Here is a 21,916-nt window from a genome sequence, read left to right on the forward strand (position 1 = left end):
TTATCGGACGGGTTTTCGGGAACTTTAGGGTTTCCACGAAAAATTTTTAAAATTTTTTTGGCCCTCCGCCGATCCCGGCCGCCGGCGATGCATTTCTTGCTACACTGCCGGCTTCGCGCTTTCATTCATGTATATATAAGCATGCACGCTCCAACACTCTGGGATATCAGCCCGACGATCTCGGCCGGCATCCCGGTCTGGCCCGGCGATACCCCGTTCGAGGCCAGCCCGACCTGGGAGATCAAGGATGGCTGCCCGGTCCATGTCAGCCGCATGACCATGACCACCCATCTCGGCGCCCATACCGACGCCCCCTCGCACTACGACCCCGCCGGCCGCACCATCGACGCCGTCGGCCTGGTGCCCTACATTGGCCCCTGCCGCGTGATCCACTGCATCGGCGTGAGCACGGTCGGCCCGCAGGACATCGAAGCCCAGCTCGAGGGCACCCCGCCGCGGGTGCTGCTGCGTACCTATGCCAGCGCGCCGCAACAGGAATGGGACCCGGCCTTTCCCGCCATCGCCGCCGACACCATTGCCCTGCTGGCGGCCAAAGGCGTGATCCTGGTCGGCACCGACGCCGCCTCGCTCGACCCGCAGGACTCGAAAACCCTGGACGCCCACCACGCGGTGCGCCGCCACGGCCTGGCGATCCTGGAAGGCATCGTGCTGGACGAGGTCCCGCCCGGCGACTACGAACTGATCGCCCTGCCTCTGAAACTCGCCGGCATGGACGCCAGCCCGGTACGCGCGATTCTGCGCGCCCTGTCCAAGGAACAAGCATGAGCACCAAAGTCACCATCTCCTCGCGCGAGGACTGCGCTCTACTGGACGCCCAGGATCCGCTGGGCGTCCTGCGCGACCGCTTCGAGCTCCCTGAGGGCGTCATTTATCTGGATGGGAACTCGCTGGGCGCCCGCCCGCGCGCCTCGCTGGCCCGCGCCCACGAAGTCGTGGCCATGGAATGGGGCCAGGACCTGATCAAGAGCTGGAACACGGCCGGCTGGTTCGAGATGCCCAAGCGCCTCGGCGACCGCCTCGCACCGATCATCGGCGCCCGTCCCGGCGAAGTGGCGGTCACCGACACGACTTCGCTGAACCTGTTCAAGGCGCTGGCCGCGGCCCTGGACATCCAGCGCCAGAAGGCGCCCGAGCGCAAAGTCATCGTCACCGAGCGCAGCAACTTCCCGACCGATATCTATATGGCGGACGGCCTGACGCGCTGGCTCGACCGCGGCTATTCGATCCGCCTGGTGGACAGCGTCGAGGAACTGGCCGGCGCGGTGGATGGCGATTGCGCGGTCCTGATGCTGACCCACGTGAACTACCGCACCGGCTGGCAGCACGACATGGCGGCGCTGACCCGCCACGCCCACGAAGCGGGCGCGCTGGCGCTGTGGGACCTGGCCCACTCGGCCGGCGCCGTGCCGCTCGACCTGCACGGGGCGGATGCGGACTTCGCGGTCGGCTGCACTTATAAATACCTGAACGGCGGCCCCGGCGCCCCGGCCTTCATCTGGGTGCCGGAGCGCCACCAGGCGGCCTTCAATCACCCGCTGACGGGCTGGTGGAGCCATGCGGCGCCGTTCGCGATGTCGCACGGCTTCACGCCGGCCGACGGCATCGGCCGCGCCCTGTGCGGCACCCAGCCGGTGGTGTCGCTGGCGATGGTCGAATGCGGGCTGGAGATCTTTGAAGAGACCGACATGCAGGCGATCCGCACCAAGTCGCTGGCCCTGACCGACCTCTTCATCGCCCTGGTCGAAGCGCGCTGCGGCAGGCATCCGCTGGGCCTGGTCACGCCGCGCGAGCATGCGCAGCGCGGCAGCCAGGTCAGCTTCACCCATCCGCACGGCTATGCGGTGATGCAGTCCCTGATCGAGCGCGGCGTGATCGGCGACTACCGCGAACCGGAGATCATGCGCTTCGGCTTCACGCCCCTCTATACGACCTACGCCGACGTCTGGGACGCGGTCGAGATCCTGCGCGACATCCTCGACAGCGGCAGCTACGACCTCCACGCGGCGCGCGGCGCGGTGACCTGAAGGAGCGGACATGGACGATCAAAAGAAAACGGCCGAGTGGCACGGCGCCAAGATGGACTTCAAGGAGTCCATGAGCTACGGCGACTACCTGGGCCTGAACCAGATCCTGACGGCCCAGCACCCGCTGTCGCCGAACCACAACGAGATGCTGTTCATCATCCAGCACCAGACCAGCGAACTGTGGATCAAGCTGATGCTGCACGAACTGCAGGCGGTGCGCGAACAGATCCGCAAGGACGAGCTGCCGCCGGCCTTCAAGATGCTGGCCCGGGTGGCGCGCATCATGGACCAGCTGGTACACGCCTGGGACGTGCTGGCGACCATGACCCCGCCCGAGTACACGGCGATCCGCCCCTACCTGGGCGCGTCGAGCGGCTTCCAGTCCTTCCAGTACCGCGAGCTGGAATTCATCCTCGGGAACAAGAACGCCAACATGCTGTCCGTGCACCAGGTCATGCCCGAGCACCATGCCCTGCTCGAACGCGAGCTGCACGCGCCTTCGATCTACGACGAGACGGTGCGCCTGCTGGCGCGCTCCGGCCTGCCTGTCTCCCAGGAACGCCTGCACGCCGACCCGACCAAGCCCACCGTCCACGACGATTCCGTGCTGGCGGCCTGGCTCGAGGTCTACCGCGACCCCGAGCACCACTGGGCGCTGTACGAACTGGCCGAAAAGCTGGTCGACATGGAGACCGCCTTCCGCACCTGGCGCTTCCGCCACGTGTCCACGGTGGAGCGCATCATCGGCTTCAAGACCGGCACCGGCGGCACCGCCGGCGTGAGTTACCTGCGCAAGATGCTGGATGTGGTGCTGTTCCCGGAACTGTTCGCACTGAGGACCGCCTTATGAAATGTGACATCCTGATCGTTGCCGGCCTGTGGAACTCGGGCCCGCAGCACTGGCAGACCCACTGGGAGCGTAAATACTCGAAGTGGGAAAGGGTGGCGCACCGCGACTGGCACGCGCCGGGCCGCGACGAGTGGGTGGCCGAGCTGGACGCGGCGATCGCCGCCTGCAACGGCCGGCCGATCCTGGTCGCGCACAGCCTGGGCTGCATGCTAGTGGCGCAATGGGCACAGGCCCGCTCTCACCTGAACGTGGCGGGCGCCTTCCTGGTGGCCCCGAGCGACGTCGAGGCGCCCTCCTATCCGATCGATGCCGGCGGCTTCCGGCCGATCCCGATGCAGCCCCTGCCCTTCCCTTCGGTGGTGGTGGCCAGCAACGACGATCCGTACGCGGAGATCGAGCGCTCGCGCGCCTTCGCCCGCGCCTGGGGCAGCAAACTGATCGAGATCGGCGACGCCGGCCATATCAACGCCGATACCGGCTTCGGTCCGTGGCCGGAGGGCGAACGTATGCTGGAGGCGTTCTGCTCCACACTGCAACCCTGAGCGAGCGCGCGACCACCCCGGCGGCCACGACGGCGGGGCTGGACAAGCCCTTCTCGCTCTACCTCGACCTGGTCCGCATCGCGGCCGCCTGCGCGGTCGTGATGGCGCACTTCGGCTATTTCCGAATCTTCGACAACAGCCAGATCGCGCGCATCGCCGACCTCGGGCGCGAAGCCGTGATCGCCTTCTTCGTGCTGTCCGGCTTCGTGATCGCCTACAGCGCCGAGCAGCGCAACCCCACGCTGCGCGACTACGTGTCGGCGCGCTTCGCACGTCTGTACTCGGTGGCGCTGCCGATGCTGCTGCTGGCCTTCGTGCTGGCGGCCCTGGCGGCCGACGTCCTCGGCGCGCAGGCGCGCGGCGCCTATCAGTTGCACAAACCCTGGCTCTACATCCCCTTCCACCTGCTGTTCCTGGGCGAGCTGTGGGGTTTCGTCGAGACGCCGCCCTGGCTGCAGCCTTACTGGTCGCTGAACTACGAAGCCTGGTACTACGTGCTGTTCGGCGCGGTCTGGTACCTGAAAGGACGCATGCGCCTGCTGGCCGTGCCCGTGTTCGCCCTGATGGGACCCAAACTGTGGCTGCTGCTGCCGCTGTGGGTGTCGGGGGTGCTCCTGTACCGCTGGCAGAAAACACATCGCATCGGCCTGTCCGCGGCCCGTGCCGGCTGGGCCGCGACCCTGGTGCTGCTGGCGATCTGGGCCTGGTATGACCCGGAACCCGCGCTGCGCCAGGTCGCGCAGGCCGCCTGGCCTTTTCCCGGCATGCGCATGGGCAGCGCCGACCGCGTGCTGGCGGACTATATCGTCGGCATGCTGGTGCTGGCGAACTTCGCCTGCGCGCGCCATGCCGGCTTTGGCCTGCTGCTGCGCGCCGCCCGGCCGATCCGGGTCCTGTCGGCGCATACCTTCACGCTCTACCTCTCGCACAGCATCGTGATCCGCGCCTGGCAGGCGCTGGTCAGCTTCAAGCGCGGCGACCCCGCTGTCCTGCTGGAGCTTGCGCTGGCGATCGTGCTGGTCGCCGCGCTGCTGCAGCCGCTGACCGAGGGACTGCAGCGCCGGCTGCGCCGATAAAAAAACGGCCGGCATTCCTGCACCGGCCGTTTTCATCGAGACTGCAGCGCTTACTTCGAGGTCGCCAGCAGCATCTCGTTCAGACGCTTCACGAAGGCCGCCGGATCGCTCAGGCTGCCGCCCTCGGCCAGCATGGCCTGGTCGAACAGGATGTTGGCCCAGTCGCCAAAGCGCGCTTGGTTCGCGTCTTCGTACTTCAGGCGCGTCACCAGCGGGTGGTTCGGGTTGATCTCGAGGATGGGCTTGGACTCCGGTGCGTTCTGGCCGGCCGCCTTCAGCATGCGCACCAGGTTGGCCGACAGCTCGTGCTCGTCCGCCACCAGGCAGGCCGGCGAGTCGGTCAGACGGAAGGTCACGCGCACGTCCTTGGCTTTGTCGGCCAGCGCGCCCTTCATCTTCTCGACCAGGTCCTTGTACTGGGTCTCGGTCTCTTCGTGTTCCTTCTTCTCGGCTTCGTCTTCCAGCTTGCCCAGGTCCAGGCCGCCCTTGGCGACCGACACCAGTTCCTTGCCGTCGAAGTCGTTCAGGAAGGACAGCATCCATTCGTCGACGCGGTCGGTCAGCAGCAGCACTTCGACGCCCTTCTTGCGGAAGATCTCCAGGTGCGGGCTGTTCTTTGCCGCGGTGTAGCTGTCGGCGGTGACGTAGTAGATCTTCTCCTGGCCTTCCTTCATGCGCGACACGTAGTCGGCGAAGGAAACGGTCTGCTCGCCCGACTCGTCATGGGTCGAGGCGAAGCGCAGCAGCTTGGCGATGCGGTCTTTGTTGGTCGCGTCCTCGCCGATGCCTTCCTTCAGCACCTGGCCGAATTCCTTCCAGAAGGTGGTGTACTTGTCCTTGCCTTCCTGCTCGTCCGAGTTGGCCATCTCTTCCAGCATGCCCAGCACGCGCTTGGTCGAGCCCTCGCGGATCACGCGCACGTCGCGCGACTCCTGCAGAATTTCGCGCGAGACGTTCAGCGGCAGGTCGTTGGAGTCGATCACGCCCTTCACAAAGCGCAGGTAGACCGGCATCAGCTGCTCGGCGTCGTCCATGATGAAGACGCGCTTCACGTACAGCTTGATGCCGCCGCGCTTGTTGCGGTCCCACAGATCGAACGGTGCGTGGGCCGGCACGTACAGCAGCTGGGTGTATTCGCTGCGGCCTTCGACGCGGTTGTGGGTGTAGGTCAGCGGCGCCTGGAAGTCGTGCGAGACGTGCTTGTAGAACTCTTCGTACTGCTCCGGCGTGATGTCCGATTTCGAGCGGGCCCACAGCGCCGACGCCTGGTTCACGGTCTCGAGTTCGTCCTTGACGACGGTTTCCTTCTTCTCCTCGTCCCACTCTTCCTTCCTCATCACGATGGGGAGACTGATGTGGTCGGAGTACTTGCGGATGATGTTCTTCAGCTTCCACGAGGATAGCAGCTCGTCCTCGCCTTCGCGCAGGTGCAGGATGATGTCGGTGCCGCGGCTGGTCTTTTCGATCGGCTCGATGGTGTAGTCGCCTTCGCCGGCCGACTCCCAGCGCACGGCATCAGACGGCTGGCTGCCTGCGCGGCGGGTCTCGACAGTGACGCGGTCGGCCACGATGAAGGCCGAGTAGAAGCCCACGCCGAACTGGCCGATCAGGGCGGCGTCGGCCTGCTGGTCGCCGGACAGCTTGCTGAAGAATTCCTTGGTGCCCGACTTGGCGATGGTGCCCAGGTGCGAGATCACCTCGTCGCGGCTCATGCCGATGCCGTTGTCGGAAATGGTGACGGTCTTCGCATCCTTGTCGAACAGGACCTTGATCTTCAGTTCGTGGTCGTTGCCGTACAGGGCGTCGTTGTTGATCGCCTCGAAGCGCATCTTGTCGGCGGCATCGGACGCGTTCGAGATCAGTTCGCGCAGGAAGATCTCCTTGTTCGAGTACAAGGAGTGGATCATCAGTTGCAGCAGCTGTTTTACTTCTGCTTGGAAGCCAAGGGTTTCTTTTTCGGCAACAGCCATTTCTAAGTCCTCGTGTAGGTTCAAGGGTTAAACAGACCGGGCGAATATTGGACTGTCTAGCGGGATTTCAAGGGGCATTTTTGCAAAACGTCATCTTTTTCTCGACATCGCACGATAGCCGTCATACCGTATCGAAAAATCAAAAATATTTACGCGCGCCGATGTCGAAACCGGGATGCGCCGTTCGTCGTACCGATAGCAGCACTCAAAACAACCGGATAACGAAGGAGATCTGTCATGGAACAACAAGTACGCGCCATCCCCGAAGGCTTCCACACCGTCACACCGCACCTGGTCTGCGCCGGCGCCGCCCAGGCCATTGAGTTCTACAAGAATGCCTTCGGCGCGATCGAAGTCGGCCGCATGCCCATGCCCGACGGGAAGATTGGCCACGCCGAGATCCGCATCGGCGATTCGCGCGTCATGCTGGCCGACGACTTTCCCGACTATGGCAGCAACGGTCCGTTAACCCTGAAGGGGACCCCGGTCTTCATCCACCTGTACGTGAACGATGCCGATGCTGTCTTCCAGCAGGCGGCGAATGCGGGCGCCAAGCCCGTCATGCCGCTGGCCGACATGTTCTGGGGCGACCGCTATGGCCAGGTCGAGGACCCCTTTGGCCACCGCTGGTCGATCGCCACCCACAAGCGCGACCTGACCATGGAGCAGATGCAGGAAGGCATGCGGCAGATGATGCAGCAGAAGCCGGGCTGCGGCGACGACAAAGGAGCGCAGCAATGAAATTCATGGTGATCGTGAAAGGCACGGCCGACTCCGAGGCCGGCGTCATGCCCACCCAGGCGCAGCTTGCCGAGATGGGCCGGTTCAACGAGGAGCTGGTCAAGGCCGGCGTGCTGCTGGCCGGCGAAGGCCTGCACCCGACCAGCAGGGGCGCGCGCATCGTGTTCGACGGCGACGCCCGCACTGTGGTCGACGGCCCGTTTACCGAGTCCAAGGAGCTGATCGCCGGCTTCTGGATCATCGAGGTCAGCTCGAAACAGGAAGCGATCGAGTGGATGCGGCGCTGCCCGAATCCCTACAACGGCGCCAGGGGCGACATCGAGATCCGCCAGATCTTCACCGCCGAAGACTTCGGCGACGCGCTCACGCCCGAGCTGCGCGAGCAGGAAGAACGCCGGCGCGCGCAGGCGGCGCCACTCTGAAGGAGCTGACGATGCAATTCATGGTCATGCGAAGGGCCGACGAGGCCACCGAGGCGGGCAGGCTGCCGGCGCCCGCCGTGTTCGACGACATGGGCCGCTATCACGAGCGGCTCGAAGAAGCGGGCGGGGTCGGCCTGGCCCTGGGCCTGCGCCCGAGCAGCCGGGCGGTGCGCCTGAAGCTGTGGCCGGGCGGTGAAAGCATCACCGACGGCCCCTTTGCCGAGGCCAAGGAGCTGATCGCCGGCTTCACGGTGTTCGAAGCGGAATCGAAGGAGGCTGCGATCGCGCTGCTGAAACAGTGGCCGGCCAGCGACGCCGACGCCACCGGCGAAGCCGTGCTCGAACTGCGCGAAACCGGCTGCCCGGGCGGCTGCGCCCAGGTACCGCCGGCCGCCGCTGGCGAAGATGCGCGCTACCTGATCCTGCTGCGGTCCGACGAAGGCACGGAGGCCGACCGCATCCCGCCGCAAGCCATGCTGGACGCGCTGAACGCCTTCAATGCGGCCTCAGCGTCGGAAGGCAGGCTGCTGGCCGGCGACGGCCTGAAGGCCAGCCGCAGCGGCGCCCGCGTGAAACTGGCGGCCGGCGGCCAGGCCAGCGTGATCGACGGCCCCTTCGCCGAAGCCAAGGAGCTGATCGCCGGCTTCTGGATGATCCGCGCCAGCTCGATGGAGGACGCGATCGCCTGGGCGCGCACCCTGCCCTATCCGACCGGACCGAAGGTCGAAGTCGAGATCCGCGAAGCGATGACGATGGACGACCTGCAGCCCGCCATCGACGCCGCCCAGCGCCGGCAGGATGCCAGCCTGCGCGCCGAGCAGCTCGACGCGGCCCTGCGCCAGGTGAACGTCGAGGCATGACGGCAGCGGTCAACGCGGACGACATCGGCCGGACCGTGGAAGCGGTCTGGCGGATGGAGTCCGCGCGCATTACCGGCGCCCTCACGCGCATGCTGCGCGACGTCGGCATTGCCGAGGAACTGGCCCAGGACGCCATGCTGCAGGCGCTGGAATCCTGGCCGCAGGACGGCGTGCCGGACCGTCCCGGCGCCTGGCTGATGCAGGTGGCGAAGCACCGCGCGCTGGACCACCTGCGCCATGCCGGCATGCGGGCGAACAAGGAGGGCGAGCTGTCCTGGGAAATGGACGAGCAGCTGCGCAACGGCCAGCGCCAGCCGGACGAACTCGCCGAACTGGCGCAACTGGCCGAAGGAGGTATCGACGACGACGTGCTGCGCCTGATGTTCGTGGCCTGCCACCCGGTGCTCTCCAGCGAAGCGCGCGCCGCGCTCACCCTGAAACTGGTGGGCGGCCTGGCGACGCCGGAGATCGCGCGCGCCTTCCTGGTGCCCGAAGCCACAGTGGCCCAGCGCATCGTGCGCGCCAAGCGCACCCTGGCGGAAGCCAAGGTGCCCTTCGAGGTGCCGCGCGGCGAGGAACGCAAGCCGCGCCTGGCCTCGGTGCTGCAGGTGATCTACCTGATCTACAACGAAGGTTATTCCGCCAGTGCCGGCGCCGACTGGCTGCGGCCCGGCCTGTGCCGCGAGGCGCTGCGCCTGGGCCGAGTGCTGGCCGAGCTGGCCCCGGAAGAAGGCGAAGTACACGGCCTGGTGGCGCTGATGGAGATCCAGTCCTCGCGCGAGCGCGCCCGCACCGGGCCGAACGGCGAGCCGGTGCTGCTGCTCGACCAGGACCGCAGCCGCTGGGACCAGCTGTTGATAAGACGCGGGCTTGCCGCGCTCGATCACGCCGCCGGCTGCGGCAGCCTGGGCCCCTATGGCCTGCAGGCCGCGATCGCTTCCTGCCATGCGCGCGCCTTGCGGCCGGAAGCCACCGACTGGGTGCGCATCGCCGCCCTGTACGACGCCCTGTCCCAGCTGCGCCCCTCGCCCATCGTCGAACTGAACCGCGCGGTGGCGCTGGGCATGGCCTACGGCCCCGCTGAAGGCCTGGCCCTGGCCGACCAGCTGCTGGACGTGCCGGTACTGCGTAATTACCACCTGCTGCCCAGCGTGCGCGGCGATCTGCTGGCCAGGCTGGGCCGCCACGATGAAGCCCGCGCCGAGTTCGAGCGCGCCGCCGGCCTGACGCAGAACGAGCGCGAACGCACCCTGCTGCTGGCGCGCGCGCATGAGCAGAAAGGCCTCACGCATGGCTGATCCGACTTACTTCGAGGACGCACTGGCCTTCCGCGCCTGGCTCGCCGCCCACGCGCACGAGGAATCCGAACTGCTGGTCGGCTTTCACAAGGTCGGCAGCGGCCGCCCGTCCATGAGCTGGTCCGAGTCGGTCGACCAGGCCCTGTGCTACGGCTGGATCGACGGCGTGCGCAAGCGCGTGGACGATGAGCGCTACACGATCCGCTTCACGCCGCGCAAAGCCGGCTCGATCTGGAGCGCGGTGAACATCGCCAAGATTGCCACGCTGCGCGCACAGGGGCTGATGACGGAAGCCGGCGAGGCCGCCTATGCCTGCCGCACCGAAGCGCGCTCGCGCGTGTACTCGCACGAGCGCGAAACCCCGGCCGAGCTGGCGCCCGAGGACCTGGCGCGCTTCCAGGCCCAGCCCGCCGCCTGGGCCTACTTCGAATCCTGCCCGCCCGGCTACCGGCGGGTCGTGCTCCACGTGGTTACCGGCGCCAAAAAGCCGGAGACCCGCGCCGCCCGACTGGACCGGCTGATCGAGGCATGCGCCGCCGGCCGGCGGCTGGCATAATCGCTCCATGCGCATCCTTATCATTGAAGACGACCCCGCCATCGCGGCCAATCTCTACGATTACCTCGAAGGCGCCGGCTACGTGCCGGAACACACGGCCGACGGCGTCACCGGCCTGCACCGCGCGGTGAGCGCGCAGTGGAGCGCGATCCTGCTCGACGTCTCGCTGCCGGGCATGGACGGCTTCACGCTGTGCCGCAAGCTGCGCGAGGAAGCGCGCAAGGACACCCCGGTCCTGATGCTGACCGCGAAAGACACGCTGGACGACAAGCTGACCGGCTTCGGCCACGGCGCCGACGATTACCTGGTCAAGCCCTTCTCCCTGAAAGAAGTCGGCGCGCGCGTGGCGGCCCTGATCAAGCGCCACCAGGGCCAGGTGGTGCCGGGCGCGCTGCGCTGCGGCGACATCAGCATGGACCCGCGCACGCTGGACGTGGAACGCGCCGGCAAGCCCGTCCGCCTGCCCCGCAAATGCCTGCACCTGCTGCAGCTGCTGATGACCGCGCCCGGCCAGGTCCTGCGCCGCCCCGAGCTGGAGACCGCGGTCTGGGGCGAGCCCCTGCCGGACAGCGACACCTTGCGCTCGCACATGCACACTTTGCGCCGCGCCCTCATCCTCGATGGCGCCGCCAACCCGATCGAGACCGTGCACGGGATCGGCTACCGCATTCATGCGGACTAGCCTGCGCCTGAAGGCGGCGCTGGCCCTGTTCGTCGCCGCCGTCGTGCTGCTGGTCGGACAGGCGGCCGGCGTGCGCTCGCTGGCAGAGGCGCAGGAAGAGCGCCTGATCCGGGCCATCATCGACGACGACATGCAGAACCTGCTGCAGTCCTGGCGCGACGAACCCGATACCCTGCCGCCCATCGACCCCGTGATGGGCGCCCGCGTATCGCAGGAAGGCGGGCAGTGGTTCGCGCTGCCGCCCTCGCTGGCCACGCTGCCCGTAGGCGTCCATGAAGTTGAGGTTCGCGGCCGCGAAGTCCATGTGGCGGTCGCGCGCTTCGGCGCCGAGCGGATCTACCGCAGCTACGACTACAGCGCCGTCGAGCAGAAATTCCGGGACGGGATGGACGCCATCCTGCTCCTCACCGCCATCTTCGTGCTGCCCTCGGTCTGGCTGGCCTACTGGCTGTCCGGACTGCTGGTGCGCCAGGTCGGCGGGCTCGCGCGCCAGGTCCGGGCCCTGCGTTCCGGCGCCGCATCGAGCATCGAACCGGGGCGCTACGACGAGCGCGAAGTGGCCGAACTGGCCGGCGCCGTCAACGAATACCACGGGCGCATGGTCGCGATGGTCGAGCGCGAGAAGGAGTTCACCGCCAACGTCAGCCATGAGCTGCGCACCCCGCTCACCCGCATCCGCACCAGCTGCGAATTGCTGGAGCAGGCCGCCGCCTCGCTCGATCCCAAGTCGCGCCAGCGCCTGCTGCAGATCGAACAGGCGGCCGAGGACATGCATGCCATGGTCGAGTGCCTGCTGGCGCTGGCGCGCGAGGAGACGGCGACGGTCGCCTCGCCGGAGCGCCTGGTGGAGATCGTCGAAGGCATTCTCGAACGCTATGCCGAGCGGCTGGACCGGCAACAGGTCAAGGCGGTGGTGGCGGTGCCCGCCGAGGTCCGCATCCTGGCCAACGCGCCGGCGCTCGGCATCGTCCTGTCCAACCTGGTCGACAATGCGCTGCGCCACACGGAAGGCGGCGAGATCCGCTTCAGCTGGCGGGATGGGCAACTATGCATCGAAGACACCGGCACCGGCATCGCGGCACAGGCCCTGCCGCACGTGTTCGAACGCTTCTACCGGGCGCCGGGCGGCCGCGGGGACGGCTTCGGCATGGGCCTGGCGATCGTCAAGAAGATCTGCGACCGCTACGGCTGGCGCATCGAGGTCGACAGCGCCGAGGGGCAAGGCACCCGCGTCCTGCTCGGCCTGGACGCCCCGCAGTCGCCGGAACTTCACGAAAACTTCACGAATTCTTGACGCTGGCTTCACAGCCGATTGTCTACCATGACGGCCCCGGCGCGCCCACCTTGCAATGGCGCACCGGATTACCGCACCACCGCACCACCGCGACAATCTGAAAGCTAGCACATGAAAAAAGTCCTCATCCTCGGCGTCAACGGTTTCATCGGCCATCACCTTTCCAAGCGCATCCTCGAGACTACCGACTGGGAAGTCTACGGTATGGACATGAGCACGGACCGCATCGGCGACCTGCTCGCTCATCCGCGCATGCACTTCTTCGAAGGCGACATCACGATCAACAAGGAATGGGTCGAGTACCACGTCAAGAAGTGCGACGTGATCCTGCCGCTGGTGGCGATCGCCACGCCGTCGACCTATGTGCAGCAGCCGCTGCGCGTGTTCGAGCTGGACTTCGAGGCGAATCTGCCGATCGTACGCTCGGCCGCCAAGTACGGGAAGCACCTGGTGTTCCCGTCGACCTCGGAAGTCTACGGCATGTGCCACGACGGCGAATTCGACCCGGAAAACTCGGAGCTGGTCTACGGCCCGATCAACAAGCCGCGCTGGATCTACGCCTGCTCCAAGCAGCTGATGGACCGCGTGATCTGGGGCTACGGCATGGAAGGGCTGAACTTCACCCTGTTCCGCCCCTTCAACTGGGTCGGCGCCGGCCTGGACTCGATCCACACGCCCAAGGAAGGCAGCTCGCGCGTGCTGACCCAGTTCTTCGGCCACATCGTGCGCGGCGAGCCCATCTCGCTGGTCGACGGCGGTGCGCAGAAGCGCGCCTTCACCTATATCGATGACGGCATCGAAGCGCTCATGAAGATCATCGAGAACAAGGACGGCAAGGCCACGGGCCAGATCTACAACATCGGCAACCCGGTCAACAACTACTCGATCCGCGAGCTGGCCGACATGATGCTCAAGCTCGCCGCCGAGTACCCGGAATACGCGGCCGGCGCGCAGAAGGTGCAGATCGTCGAGACCAGCTCGGGCGCCTACTACGGCGCCGGCTACCAGGACGTGCAGAACCGCGTGCCGAAGATCGACAACACGAAGCAGGACCTGGACTGGGCGCCGACTACGAGCATGGCCGACGCGCTGCGCCACATCTTCGATGCCTACCGCGGCCAGGTGGCGGTCGCACGCGGGCTGGTCGAATGAACCATCCCAGGCATGTCGCCGGCGACGGGATGTCCTACACCCGCCGCGATCCGGTGACGGCCCGTGTCATCTACAAGGCGCAGGTCATCCTGCGCCTGCTGGGCCCCGGCGCCGCGCGCGCTTTCATGAAGGGCATGCGGCTGGAGCCGGCCCTCATCGACCGCGTGCTCAAGGCGCCGCAGGACTCGCTGCGGCGTTAGCCAGGAAGTCCCACAGCCGCTCGTCCTCGCATGCCGCCACGTTCAGCCGCATGCGCGTGGACGGCAGCTGGCTAGGGGAAAACAGGCTGCCCGGCGCCAGCAGCAGGCCCTGCTCCATCGCCTGCGCCGCCAGCACGCTGGTGTCGCGGCCGGCGTCGACCCACAGGAACATGCCGGCCGAGGGCAGGCTTTCCAGCCGCAGGCCGAGCGTCTCGACGCGGCGGATGGATTGCGGCCGGGCGCCGTCCAGGCGCGCGCGGATGCGCTCCAGGTGCTTGCGGTACACGCCCTCCGACAGGATCTTGTAGACCACCCGTTCACCCAGCTCGCTGGTGGTGAGGGTCGAGAGCATCTTGCGGTCCGCCAGGCGCTGCGCCAGATCCGACGAGGCGGCGATGAAGCCGACCCGCAAATTGGCGGCCAGCGATTTCGAAAATCCCCCCAGGTAGATCACGCGGCGCAGCTGGTCGAGCGGCGCCATGCGCGTGGCCGGCTGCACGGCCGGGCCGGGATGCAGGTCGCAGTAGATGTCGTCCTCGACGACCGTGATGTCGTATTCTTCGGCGATGCGCAGCACCTGGAAGGCCTTGGCCGCGGACAGCGAGCCCGAACTGGGGTTGTGCAGCACCGAGTTGATCACGTACAGGCGCGGCTTGTGCAGCGCCGCCATCCCGGCCAGCCGCTCCAGGTCCGGGCCGTCCGCCAGGCGCGGGATGCCGACCACCTTCAGGCCCAGCGCGGCGAAGGAGCCGAACATCAGGAACCAGGCCGGGTCGTCGACGAACACGGTGTCGCCCGGGCGGCACAGCTCGCGCGCCACCAGGTCCAGGGCCTGGGTCACGCCCACCGTGGTCACGATCTGTTCCGGCGCCGCCTCGATCTCGAGCTCCGCGAGTTTACGCTGCAGCTGCTGGCGCAGCGGCAGGTAACCGTAGGGATTGCCGTAGTTGAGCAGCATGCCGCCCTGCTGGCGGCCGATCGCGCGCAGGGCGCCGGCGATGCCCGGGCCGTCCAGCCATTCCGCCGGCAGCACGCCGGCGGCGGAACTGGCCTGCCCCGGCGCCTGGCGGAACAGGTTGCGGATCAGCCAGACCACGTCCAGCTTGGGCGCCTCCGCCGCGCCCGCATTCACCTTCTCCTTCAAGGCCGTGTTCAGCGCCGCCCGCTCGCGCACGAAAAAGCCGGCGCCGCGGCGCGACTCCAGGTAGCCCTGGGCCACCAGGCGGTCGTAGCTGGCCACCACCGTGAAGGGCGAGACCCCGTGGACGCCCGCGAACTGGCGGATCGAGGGCATGCGCGCGCCGGCGCGCAGGTGCTTGTCGTCGATGCGGGCGGCCAACGCGCGGACGATCTGGTCGGCCAGCGGCTCGCCGGAATCGCGCGAGATCGGAGCCTGGAAAATTGTGTTGGTCATATCGCCATGACAGTGCGAAGGTTTATACGGAAAACTGTATAGGTACTGTACTGCTCTTAAGGTCTAGCATAGCCTCATCAAGCCAGTGACGCAACGACAGGAGCCCGCATGACCCAGTCCACCCTCGCCCCACCCGCCCTGCCCGCGGCCCTCGACGACAGCCGGCGCGAAACCCGCGGCATGCTGCTCGGCCTGGCCGCGGTCGCGCTGTTCAGCCTGACCCTGCCGATGACGCGCATGGCCGTGGCCGACCTCGACCCGCTGTTCGTCGCCCTGGCGCGCGCGGTCGGCGCGGCGGTCATCGCAGGCGGCTGGCTGTGGTGGGCCCGCGCTCCACTGCCGCCGCGCGCGACGCTGCTGCCCCTGGCCGTGGTCGCGCTCGGCTGCATCATCGGCTTTCCGCTGCTGACCTCGATCGCCATGCGCTCGCTGCCGGCCTCGCACGGCGCCGTGCTGGTCGGCGCGCTGCCGCTGTGCACGGCCCTGTATTCGGCCCTGCGCGGCCATGAGCGTCCGTCGCGCGGCTTCTGGGCGCTGGCCCTGCTCGGCTCGAGCCTGGTGGTGGCCTTCGCACTGGCCCAGGGCGGCGGCCATTTCGCGCCGGCCGACTTCCTGATGTTCGGGGCGGTGCTGTCGGCGGCGGTCGGCTATGCGGAAGGCGGCAAGCTGGCGCGCAGCATGGGCGGCCAGGAAACCATCAGCTGGGCGCTGGTGCTGGCCGCGCTGCCGAGCGCCCTGCTGCTGGCCGTGCTCGACGCCGAACAGTTCGGGCGCCTGGGCGAAGTCGGCCCGCGCGCCTGGCTGGGGCTGGGCTACACCACCGTGTTCTCGACCATCGTCGGCTTCTTCTTCTGGTACCGCGGCCTGGCGCTGGGCGGGGTGGCGCGGGTCGGCCAGGTGCAGCTGGTGCAGCCCTTCCTGTCCCTGGGCGGCGCCTGGGTGCTGCTGGGCGAACCGCTGACGGTGGCCAACTGCGGCTTCGCGCTGGCGGTGATCGCCGTGGTGGCGGCCGGGCGCCGGATGCAGGTGCGACGGTAGCCTCAGGCATTGGCAAGTCGTACAATACCGGCTCTTATTCAAGCAACCCTGGGGACCCCATGTCTGTCTACGACAAACTCAAAGAACTGAACATCACCCTCGCCTCGCCGGCCACCCCGGCCGCGGCCTACGTCATGTACGTGCAGACCGGCAACCTGGTCTTTATCTCCGGCCATATCGCCAAGAACGCCGACGGCTCGCCGAATACTGGCCTGCTGGGCAAGAACAAGACCACCGCCGAAGGCCAGGCCGCCGCGCGCTCGGTCGCGATCGACCTGATGGGCACCCTGCAGGAAGCCTGCGGCGGCGACCTCGGCCGCGTGAAGCGCATCGTCAAGGTGATGAGCCTGGTGGCCTCGACCCCGGAATACAACGAACAACACCTGGTCACCAACGGCTGCTCGGAACTGCTGGGCGAAGTGTTCGGCGATGCCGGCAAGCATGCCCGCTCGGCCTTCGGCGTGGCGTCCCTGCCCCGCGGGACCTGCGTCGAAATCGAGATGATTGTCGAAGTAGCATAATGTTGGCGTGGGCACGGTGTGCCCACTCTACGATTCGAGTAACGATGTAGGGTGGGCACACCGTGCCCACGTTACAAGTTCCGGGGCGGGCTCACAAGGCGCGCCCCATTTGACGAAGCCGCTCATCCAGCGTGCTTTATAATGGCCGACGCATCCCAGCCGTCCTTCCTGTGAGATCAGTATGAAAATCGAAAATCCCAATCCCATCCAGTGGCAGTTTTCGGAACGCGCGCAGCAGCTGCAAAGCTCGGCGATCCGCGAAATCCTGAAGATTACCCAGCGTCCGGAGATCATCTCCTTCGCCGGCGGCCTGCCGTCGCCCGCCACCTTCCCGGTCGAGCGCATGAAAGCCGCTTACGACAAGGTGCTGAGCGAAACCGGCAAGCAGGCCCTCCAATACGGCCCGACCGACGGCTACGCCCCGCTGCGCGAATGGATTGCGGGATACCTGTCCACGCCCGACTGCAAGATCCTGCCCGAGCAGATCCTGATGGTGTCCGGCTCGCAGCAGGCGCTCGACCTGCTGGGCAAGGTACTGATCGACGAAGGCAGCAAAGTGCTGGTCGAGACCCCGAGCTACCTCGGCGCCCTGCAGGCGTTCTCGGTCTACCGCCCCGATTTCCACTCGGTCGAGACCGACGATCACGGCCTGGTGCCGTCCTCGCTCGAAGGCCTGGCCGAAGGCGCGCGCCTGCTGTACGCGCTGCCGAACTTCCAGAACCCGACCGGCCGCTCGCTGTCGCTGGAACGCCGCCGTGAACTGGTCGAAACCTGCGCCCGCCTCGGCCTGCCGCTGATCGAAGACGATCCTTACGGCGCGCTGTCGTACAAGGGCGAGCCGATGCCGCGCATGCTGAACATGAACCCGGACGGCGTGATCTACATGGGTTCCTTCTCGAAGGTGCTGACCCCGGGCATCCGCCTCGGCTACGTCTGCGCCCCGCTGCCGCTGGTGCGCCGCCTCGAGCTGGCCAAGCAGGCCGCCGACCTGCACACCGCCCAGCTGACCCAGATGGTGGTGCACGAAGTGGTCAAGGACGGCTTCCTGAACGAACACATCCCGACCATCCGCAGCCTGTACGCCAACCAGTGCCAGGTGATGCTGGATGCGATGGACGAGCACTTCCCGGACAGCGTGACCTGGACCCGTCCGGAAGGCGGCATGTTCATCTGGGTCGACCTGCCGAAGCACATCGACGCCACCAAGCTGCTGGACCAGGCCATCGCCGCCCGCGTCGCCTTCGTGCCGGGCGCGCCTTTCTACGCCAACGATCCGGCCACCAACACCCTGCGTCTGTCCTTCGTGACCGTGCCGCCGGAGCGCATCCGTGAAGGCATCGCCGTGCTGGGCAAACTGATCAAGGAGCAGTTGTAAGTAAGGTCTAACTTTAAAAAGGCGTTGCAGCCAGAACCGCGTTGTAGCCTTCGGCACAACGCGGTTTTTTATTTGTATCGTGCAGTCGCTGCGATTAGACACGTTCCAGTGACAATTCGAGAGATCTACGCAAAAATATTGTACGACAATACTGAGTTAATTAAGATTTCCAGTACTGCCGATGATTGACCAAACCTTCTCAACGCAAAATTTACTTAAGCTTGTTAATCGATTGGATCCTTCCAAATATAAACTTGGAAGGAGTTCTGATGATTACGAAGCCAAAATGGCCATTGTTAGTCAAAAAATAACCTCAGACGATTTCAAATTCTCTCGATTTGACAAAGCATTGCGCGGAGGAAAGCCGGTCTACACTGCATCAACATGTAGTGATGAGTTCGCGATTCGAAAACTGAACGACAATATTCGTAGACTATACAAGGTTACGCCAGCGAATCGACATGAAATAGTCGGACAAGTAAAACTACTGTTCGAAGAGAAGCTTCCATACTACGTAATTCGACTAGACATCAAAGACTTTTACGAGTCGATTAACCGACACGAGCTAATTGATCGACTGTGCTCGCGCTCTCTACTGGGATATAGAAGCAAGTTGGTACTTCATGCGTTATTTCAGTCCACTCAGTTTAAGCAGCACGGCGTCCCTCGCGGGATTAGCTTAAGCTCTACCTTATCCGAAATTTACTTACAAGAATTCGACAAGGCTGTTCGAAGAATGCCTGGCGTTTATTATTACGCAAGATACGTCGACGATATCATTCTTTTTTCGATAGCTGAACCTACTTCGCTATTGAAGAAGATTTCGGCACAATTACCCCACGGGATGTCATTCCACCCAACAAAATACGAGATTGTAGAGTTCAATGAAAAAGGTAACTGCGCTTCCTTTATTCACAATCCGTTCATTGAGTATTTGGGCTACAGGTTTCAATTTAGGCAACAAAAGGATGTTCCTATTAATGGCAAGCCTAACGCTGGTGCTCCTCCTCTTCCCCCACGCCTAATTGTTAAGATTGCTGAAAGCAAAGTAAAGAAAATAAAGCAACGCATCATGCTTTCTTTGCTGGACTTTATCAAAACCAATGATTTCGCCTTGTTATTCAGCAGAATTCGATTTCTGACAAGCAACACTAGAATGCAAAGACCCACGAACGATGGGACGCTTCTTTCCGGGATATACTACAGCTACAGCTACATTGATGAACAGGGCGCACTAGAGCTAAGTGAACTTAGTTCATTCTTGCGACATGCCGTTTTTTCGCAAAGTTGTTCATTTGGGCATAAATTATCAGCTCTAACGAAATCTCAACGCCAAACTTTAGGTAAATTTTCTTTTGAAGCTGGCTATAAGAATAGGGTTACTCACAATGTGTCTGCACGACGTCTTCGTCAAATAAAAAAATGTTGGCATCATGTCTAAAGCAAAAAAAATCAGGAAAATTCCATTTAAAAAGAGTGACTATCTTAGGCCGCTTTTGACTGACACACTCCCTTATGAGGTTCCGGTTAGATTTTCAAATTCCGGATTTTATGAGCGAGTAAGAAAAGGGGCTATCGAAAAGCTGGGCAACGAATGCAATTTGCCAATTTTTAAGCTAAATCGCGAATTCTCAATTCCGTACGACTTTAGAATTAAGAAAGACTCCCTCGATTTTAGAGCGTTGAGCGTTGTGCATCCCGGTTTACAATTGGAATATTGTGAACTTTATCAAAAATATGCTCAACTCATTATTGGGTTATGTTCGCGAAGCAACTTCACGTTACGTAGACCTAGTCGAGTTGCCACTCACTTCGTTGAAAAACGGCGTGCCACCAAATTCCTTTGGGAGCCGTCTAAAAATGAGGTTGAGGTACACAGCGATGGCTTCGCAGATCAAAACAAAAGCGCCTCATCATATTTCGCCTACGATCGATATGGACTGATTCACAAATTCTATGAATCGAGTGAGTATCACAGCCTAGAAAAGCGCTTCGCCAGGCTACGCACTCTCGACATATCAAAATGTTTTCATCACATTTATACGCACTCGTTCACATGGGCAGCGAAATCGAAGGAATATAGCAAAGAACATCGGGACGATAGTGCATTCGAACAGATTTTTGACAAAGTAATGCAGCGATCAAACTACAATGAAACAAATGGAATCGTTGTTGGCGCTGAAGTTTCTCGAATTTTTGCTGAGATAATCTTGCAAAGCATAGATCGCGAGGTTGAAGACGAGCTTTCCGAAATGAATGTCTCAGCCGGCATCCATTATGAAGTAAGGCGCTATGTCGATGACTACTTTATTTTCTTCAACGATTACCAAGTCGCCGATATTTGCCAAAAAACCTTTAGCAAACACTTAGGACAATACAAACTCTATCTTAACGACTCAAAAACGACAACGATATCTCGCCCATTTATTACTGGTCAGACCACCGCCAAAATTGAGCTTGCAGCGCTGGCCGATCGAATGTTTTCAAAACACACAAGAACGAAAACCGAAGTTCGCGAAACGTTAAAGCAAAAACATGGGGATTTTATCGGACCAGTGCGACCACCATTTCAGATTAAATACGTCGGGATAGCTACTAATGTTGCCTCTGGATATATACGAGACATCAAAACTATAGTATCGGAGACAGACGCCCCTTTCGAAGGCATCTCAAATTACTTTTTCACTGTAATTAGTCAAAAGCTCAGCGCACTTTTAGAGCAAATTCGCATTGAAGACACTTCCGAGCGAGAACAAGAGAGACTAATTAGATTTATTCTATTGGTAAGCGAAGTAATATTTTTCGTTTATGCAATGTCGCCGCGAGTACGAGCAACATACCAAATTAGCGCGCTTTGTTTCTTAATATTTCGTTTTTTAGAGCAGTGTGACAAAGAAATTTCAGAGCCTCTAAAAAATTACATGGCAGAGCAAATAAGAGTAATCTTAAGGGATACTGCTCTTACTGAGGAAGGCGATAACATTGAAGTGCTCAACTTGCTAGCGGCACTCAAATCATTCGGCCCGGAATATTTACTTACCCCGAATGAACTATTGAGCGCATATAGACTTTTCAAACCCAAAGATAAGTCAATCGATTTTCCAAAAAATTTATTCGGATATTTTCAGATTGTTACCTTCCTGCATTATGTAGAGGACATTCCCGACTACAATGTCATTAAATCAGATTTGATAAACCACGTTATAAAACTCTTCGATACCGAAATCGATTTCAAAAGTATACAAAGAAGTTCCGAACTTTCGATGTTATTGTTTGACTTCATTCGCTGCCCATATGTTCCTCAGACAGCAAAGGTCGACGTCGGGAGGTCTGTGCTGAAAAAATACAATAAGAAGGATGTTACCCCTAGGCTTTCAAATCTTTTGGACGTTATCAGTAAAGGCGACTGGTTCTTTTCATGGGATAAGAATCATGACCTTGGCGAGATCCTCTGGAAAAAAGAGTTGCGCTCTGCATATTGAATCGTGTAACATCCTATTTGTACGAGCTGCATAGTCGAAGTTTAGACAGTTTCAGGCTGACGTTTAGCATACAATACCTAGTGAAGGTGGTTTTTTACATTAGATCTATGGTAATGACCCCCTATAATTGAAGTCCCTTTACAATCAGATAGTATACGAGATGATTGTAAAGGGGGTTATAGGACACACGAGTGAATGTGCAGCTCGTGCATTCTCCAGCAATTAAGGGCTCTGCTCCTCATCCAAGCGCCCGCGTCGCCTTCGTGCCGGGCGCGCCCTTCTACGCCAACGATCCGGCCACCAACACCCTGCGCCTGTCCTTCGTGACCGTGCCGCCGGAGCGCATCCGTGAAGGCATCGCCGTGCTGGGCAAACCGATCAAGGACCAGCTGTAATCC

The 21,916-nt window shown here is 62.7% G+C and carries 21 protein-coding genes and 1 pseudogene; 20 read left to right on the plus strand and 2 right to left on the minus strand.

The window, feature by feature from the left end; translation table 11 throughout:
- The first annotated feature begins 141 nt into the window (after window positions 1–141).
- The 5 genes from kynB to AC07PE_RS00240 are packed head-to-tail and all read left to right on the plus strand — an operon-like array spanning window position 142 to window position 4,513.
- On the plus strand, window positions 142–786 hold the full coding sequence (gene kynB / locus AC07PE_RS00220) for an arylformamidase (protein WP_498760643.1): 645 nt from the start codon (window positions 142–144) through the stop codon (window positions 784–786).
- Window positions 783–2,045, plus strand: a complete 1,263-nt coding sequence (kynU, locus tag AC07PE_RS00225; RefSeq protein WP_498760644.1) for a kynureninase — start codon at window positions 783–785, stop codon at window positions 2,043–2,045. Before kynB ends, kynU begins: the two co-directional genes overlap by 4 nt.
- A 10-nt stretch (window positions 2,046–2,055) precedes the next feature.
- Window positions 2,056–2,895 (plus strand): tryptophan 2,3-dioxygenase, encoded by an 840-nt coding sequence (gene kynA, locus AC07PE_RS00230; RefSeq protein WP_498760645.1) that lies wholly within the window; start codon window positions 2,056–2,058, stop codon window positions 2,893–2,895.
- Window positions 2,892–3,437, plus strand: coding sequence for an RBBP9/YdeN family alpha/beta hydrolase (locus AC07PE_RS00235; RefSeq protein ID WP_498760646.1), 546 nt, complete (start codon window positions 2,892–2,894; stop codon window positions 3,435–3,437). Before kynA ends, AC07PE_RS00235 begins: the two co-directional genes overlap by 4 nt.
- Window positions 3,383–4,513 (plus strand): acyltransferase family protein, encoded by a 1,131-nt coding sequence (locus tag AC07PE_RS00240; RefSeq protein ID WP_498760647.1) that lies wholly within the window; start codon window positions 3,383–3,385, stop codon window positions 4,511–4,513. The genes AC07PE_RS00235 and AC07PE_RS00240 overlap by 55 nt, the downstream gene beginning before the upstream one ends.
- Window positions 4,514–4,563: 50 nt before the next feature.
- Here AC07PE_RS00240 and htpG read toward each other — a convergent pair whose 3' ends face one another.
- Window positions 4,564–6,483, minus strand: coding sequence for a molecular chaperone HtpG (htpG, locus tag AC07PE_RS00245; RefSeq protein WP_498760648.1), 1,920 nt, complete (start codon window positions 6,481–6,483; stop codon window positions 4,564–4,566).
- A 237-nt stretch (window positions 6,484–6,720) separates the two neighbouring features.
- On the opposite strand from htpG, the gene AC07PE_RS00250 reads away from it, so the two are divergent.
- From AC07PE_RS00250 to AC07PE_RS00290, 9 genes are all read left to right on the plus strand, one after another.
- Entirely contained in the window at window positions 6,721–7,224 is a 504-nt protein-coding gene (locus AC07PE_RS00250) for a VOC family protein (RefSeq protein ID WP_498760649.1), read from the plus strand.
- Entirely contained in the window at window positions 7,221–7,646 is a 426-nt protein-coding gene (locus tag AC07PE_RS00255) for a YciI family protein (RefSeq protein WP_498760650.1), read from the plus strand. Before AC07PE_RS00250 ends, AC07PE_RS00255 begins: the two co-directional genes overlap by 4 nt.
- An 11-nt stretch (window positions 7,647–7,657) precedes the next feature.
- Window positions 7,658–8,506, plus strand: coding sequence for a YciI family protein (locus AC07PE_RS00260; RefSeq protein ID WP_498760651.1), 849 nt, complete (start codon window positions 7,658–7,660; stop codon window positions 8,504–8,506).
- The gene (locus tag AC07PE_RS00265) at window positions 8,503–9,804 is read left to right on the plus strand and encodes an RNA polymerase sigma factor (RefSeq protein WP_498760652.1); all 1,302 of its coding nucleotides are present in this window, start codon (window positions 8,503–8,505) and stop codon (window positions 9,802–9,804) included. The genes AC07PE_RS00260 and AC07PE_RS00265 overlap by 4 nt, the downstream gene beginning before the upstream one ends.
- A complete protein-coding gene (locus AC07PE_RS00270) occupies window positions 9,797–10,360 on the plus strand; it encodes a YdeI/OmpD-associated family protein (protein ID WP_498760653.1) in 564 nt (187 codons plus the stop codon). The genes AC07PE_RS00265 and AC07PE_RS00270 overlap by 8 nt, the downstream gene beginning before the upstream one ends.
- 7 nt (window positions 10,361–10,367) lie before the next feature.
- Window positions 10,368–11,042, plus strand: a complete 675-nt coding sequence (locus tag AC07PE_RS00275) for a response regulator transcription factor (RefSeq protein WP_498760654.1) — start codon at window positions 10,368–10,370, stop codon at window positions 11,040–11,042.
- Window positions 11,032–12,336: a sensor histidine kinase gene (locus AC07PE_RS00280; RefSeq protein ID WP_498760655.1), complete on the plus strand. Its 1,305-nt coding sequence runs from the start codon at window positions 11,032–11,034 to the stop codon at window positions 12,334–12,336. The genes AC07PE_RS00275 and AC07PE_RS00280 overlap by 11 nt, the downstream gene beginning before the upstream one ends.
- A gap of 111 nt (window positions 12,337–12,447) precedes the next feature.
- Window positions 12,448–13,488: a bifunctional UDP-4-keto-pentose/UDP-xylose synthase gene (locus tag AC07PE_RS00285; protein WP_498760656.1), complete on the plus strand. Its 1,041-nt coding sequence runs from the start codon at window positions 12,448–12,450 to the stop codon at window positions 13,486–13,488.
- Window positions 13,485–13,688: a hypothetical protein gene (locus AC07PE_RS00290; RefSeq protein WP_498760657.1), complete on the plus strand. Its 204-nt coding sequence runs from the start codon at window positions 13,485–13,487 to the stop codon at window positions 13,686–13,688. The genes AC07PE_RS00285 and AC07PE_RS00290 overlap by 4 nt, the downstream gene beginning before the upstream one ends.
- Here the strand turns inward: AC07PE_RS00290 and AC07PE_RS00295 are convergent.
- Complete coding sequence (locus AC07PE_RS00295; protein ID WP_498760658.1) at window positions 13,657–15,102, minus strand: aminotransferase-like domain-containing protein; 1,446 nt, start codon at window positions 15,100–15,102, stop codon at window positions 13,657–13,659. The two genes, AC07PE_RS00290 and AC07PE_RS00295, sit on opposite strands and share 32 nt — an antisense overlap.
- Before the next feature lie 108 nt (window positions 15,103–15,210).
- Between AC07PE_RS00295 and AC07PE_RS00300 the strand changes: the two genes are divergently transcribed.
- The 6 genes and pseudogenes from AC07PE_RS00300 to AC07PE_RS00325 all read left to right on the plus strand — a co-directional run.
- Window positions 15,211–16,140 (plus strand): DMT family transporter, encoded by a 930-nt coding sequence (locus AC07PE_RS00300; RefSeq protein WP_498760659.1) that lies wholly within the window; start codon window positions 15,211–15,213, stop codon window positions 16,138–16,140.
- Window positions 16,141–16,199: 59 nt separating this feature from the next.
- Complete coding sequence (locus AC07PE_RS00305; protein WP_498760660.1) at window positions 16,200–16,661, plus strand: RidA family protein; 462 nt, start codon at window positions 16,200–16,202, stop codon at window positions 16,659–16,661.
- A gap of 181 nt (window positions 16,662–16,842) precedes the next feature.
- The gene (locus AC07PE_RS00310; protein WP_498760661.1) at window positions 16,843–18,036 is read left to right on the plus strand and encodes an aminotransferase-like domain-containing protein; all 1,194 of its coding nucleotides are present in this window, start codon (window positions 16,843–16,845) and stop codon (window positions 18,034–18,036) included.
- A 181-nt stretch (window positions 18,037–18,217) separates the two neighbouring features.
- Complete coding sequence (drt3a, locus tag AC07PE_RS00315) at window positions 18,218–19,477, plus strand: antiviral reverse transcriptase Drt3a (protein WP_498760662.1); 1,260 nt, start codon at window positions 18,218–18,220, stop codon at window positions 19,475–19,477.
- Window positions 19,470–21,518, plus strand: a complete 2,049-nt coding sequence (drt3b, locus tag AC07PE_RS00320; protein ID WP_498760663.1) for an antiviral reverse transcriptase Drt3b — start codon at window positions 19,470–19,472, stop codon at window positions 21,516–21,518. The genes drt3a and drt3b overlap by 8 nt, the downstream gene beginning before the upstream one ends.
- A 254-nt stretch (window positions 21,519–21,772) precedes the next feature.
- A pseudogene (locus AC07PE_RS00325) lies at window positions 21,773–21,913 on the plus strand (PLP-dependent aminotransferase family protein); the annotation flags it as partial.
- Between the last annotated feature and the right edge of the window lie 3 nt (window positions 21,914–21,916).

It is taken from the genome of Telluria sp. GW821-FHT07G12 (assembly GCF_059418525.1).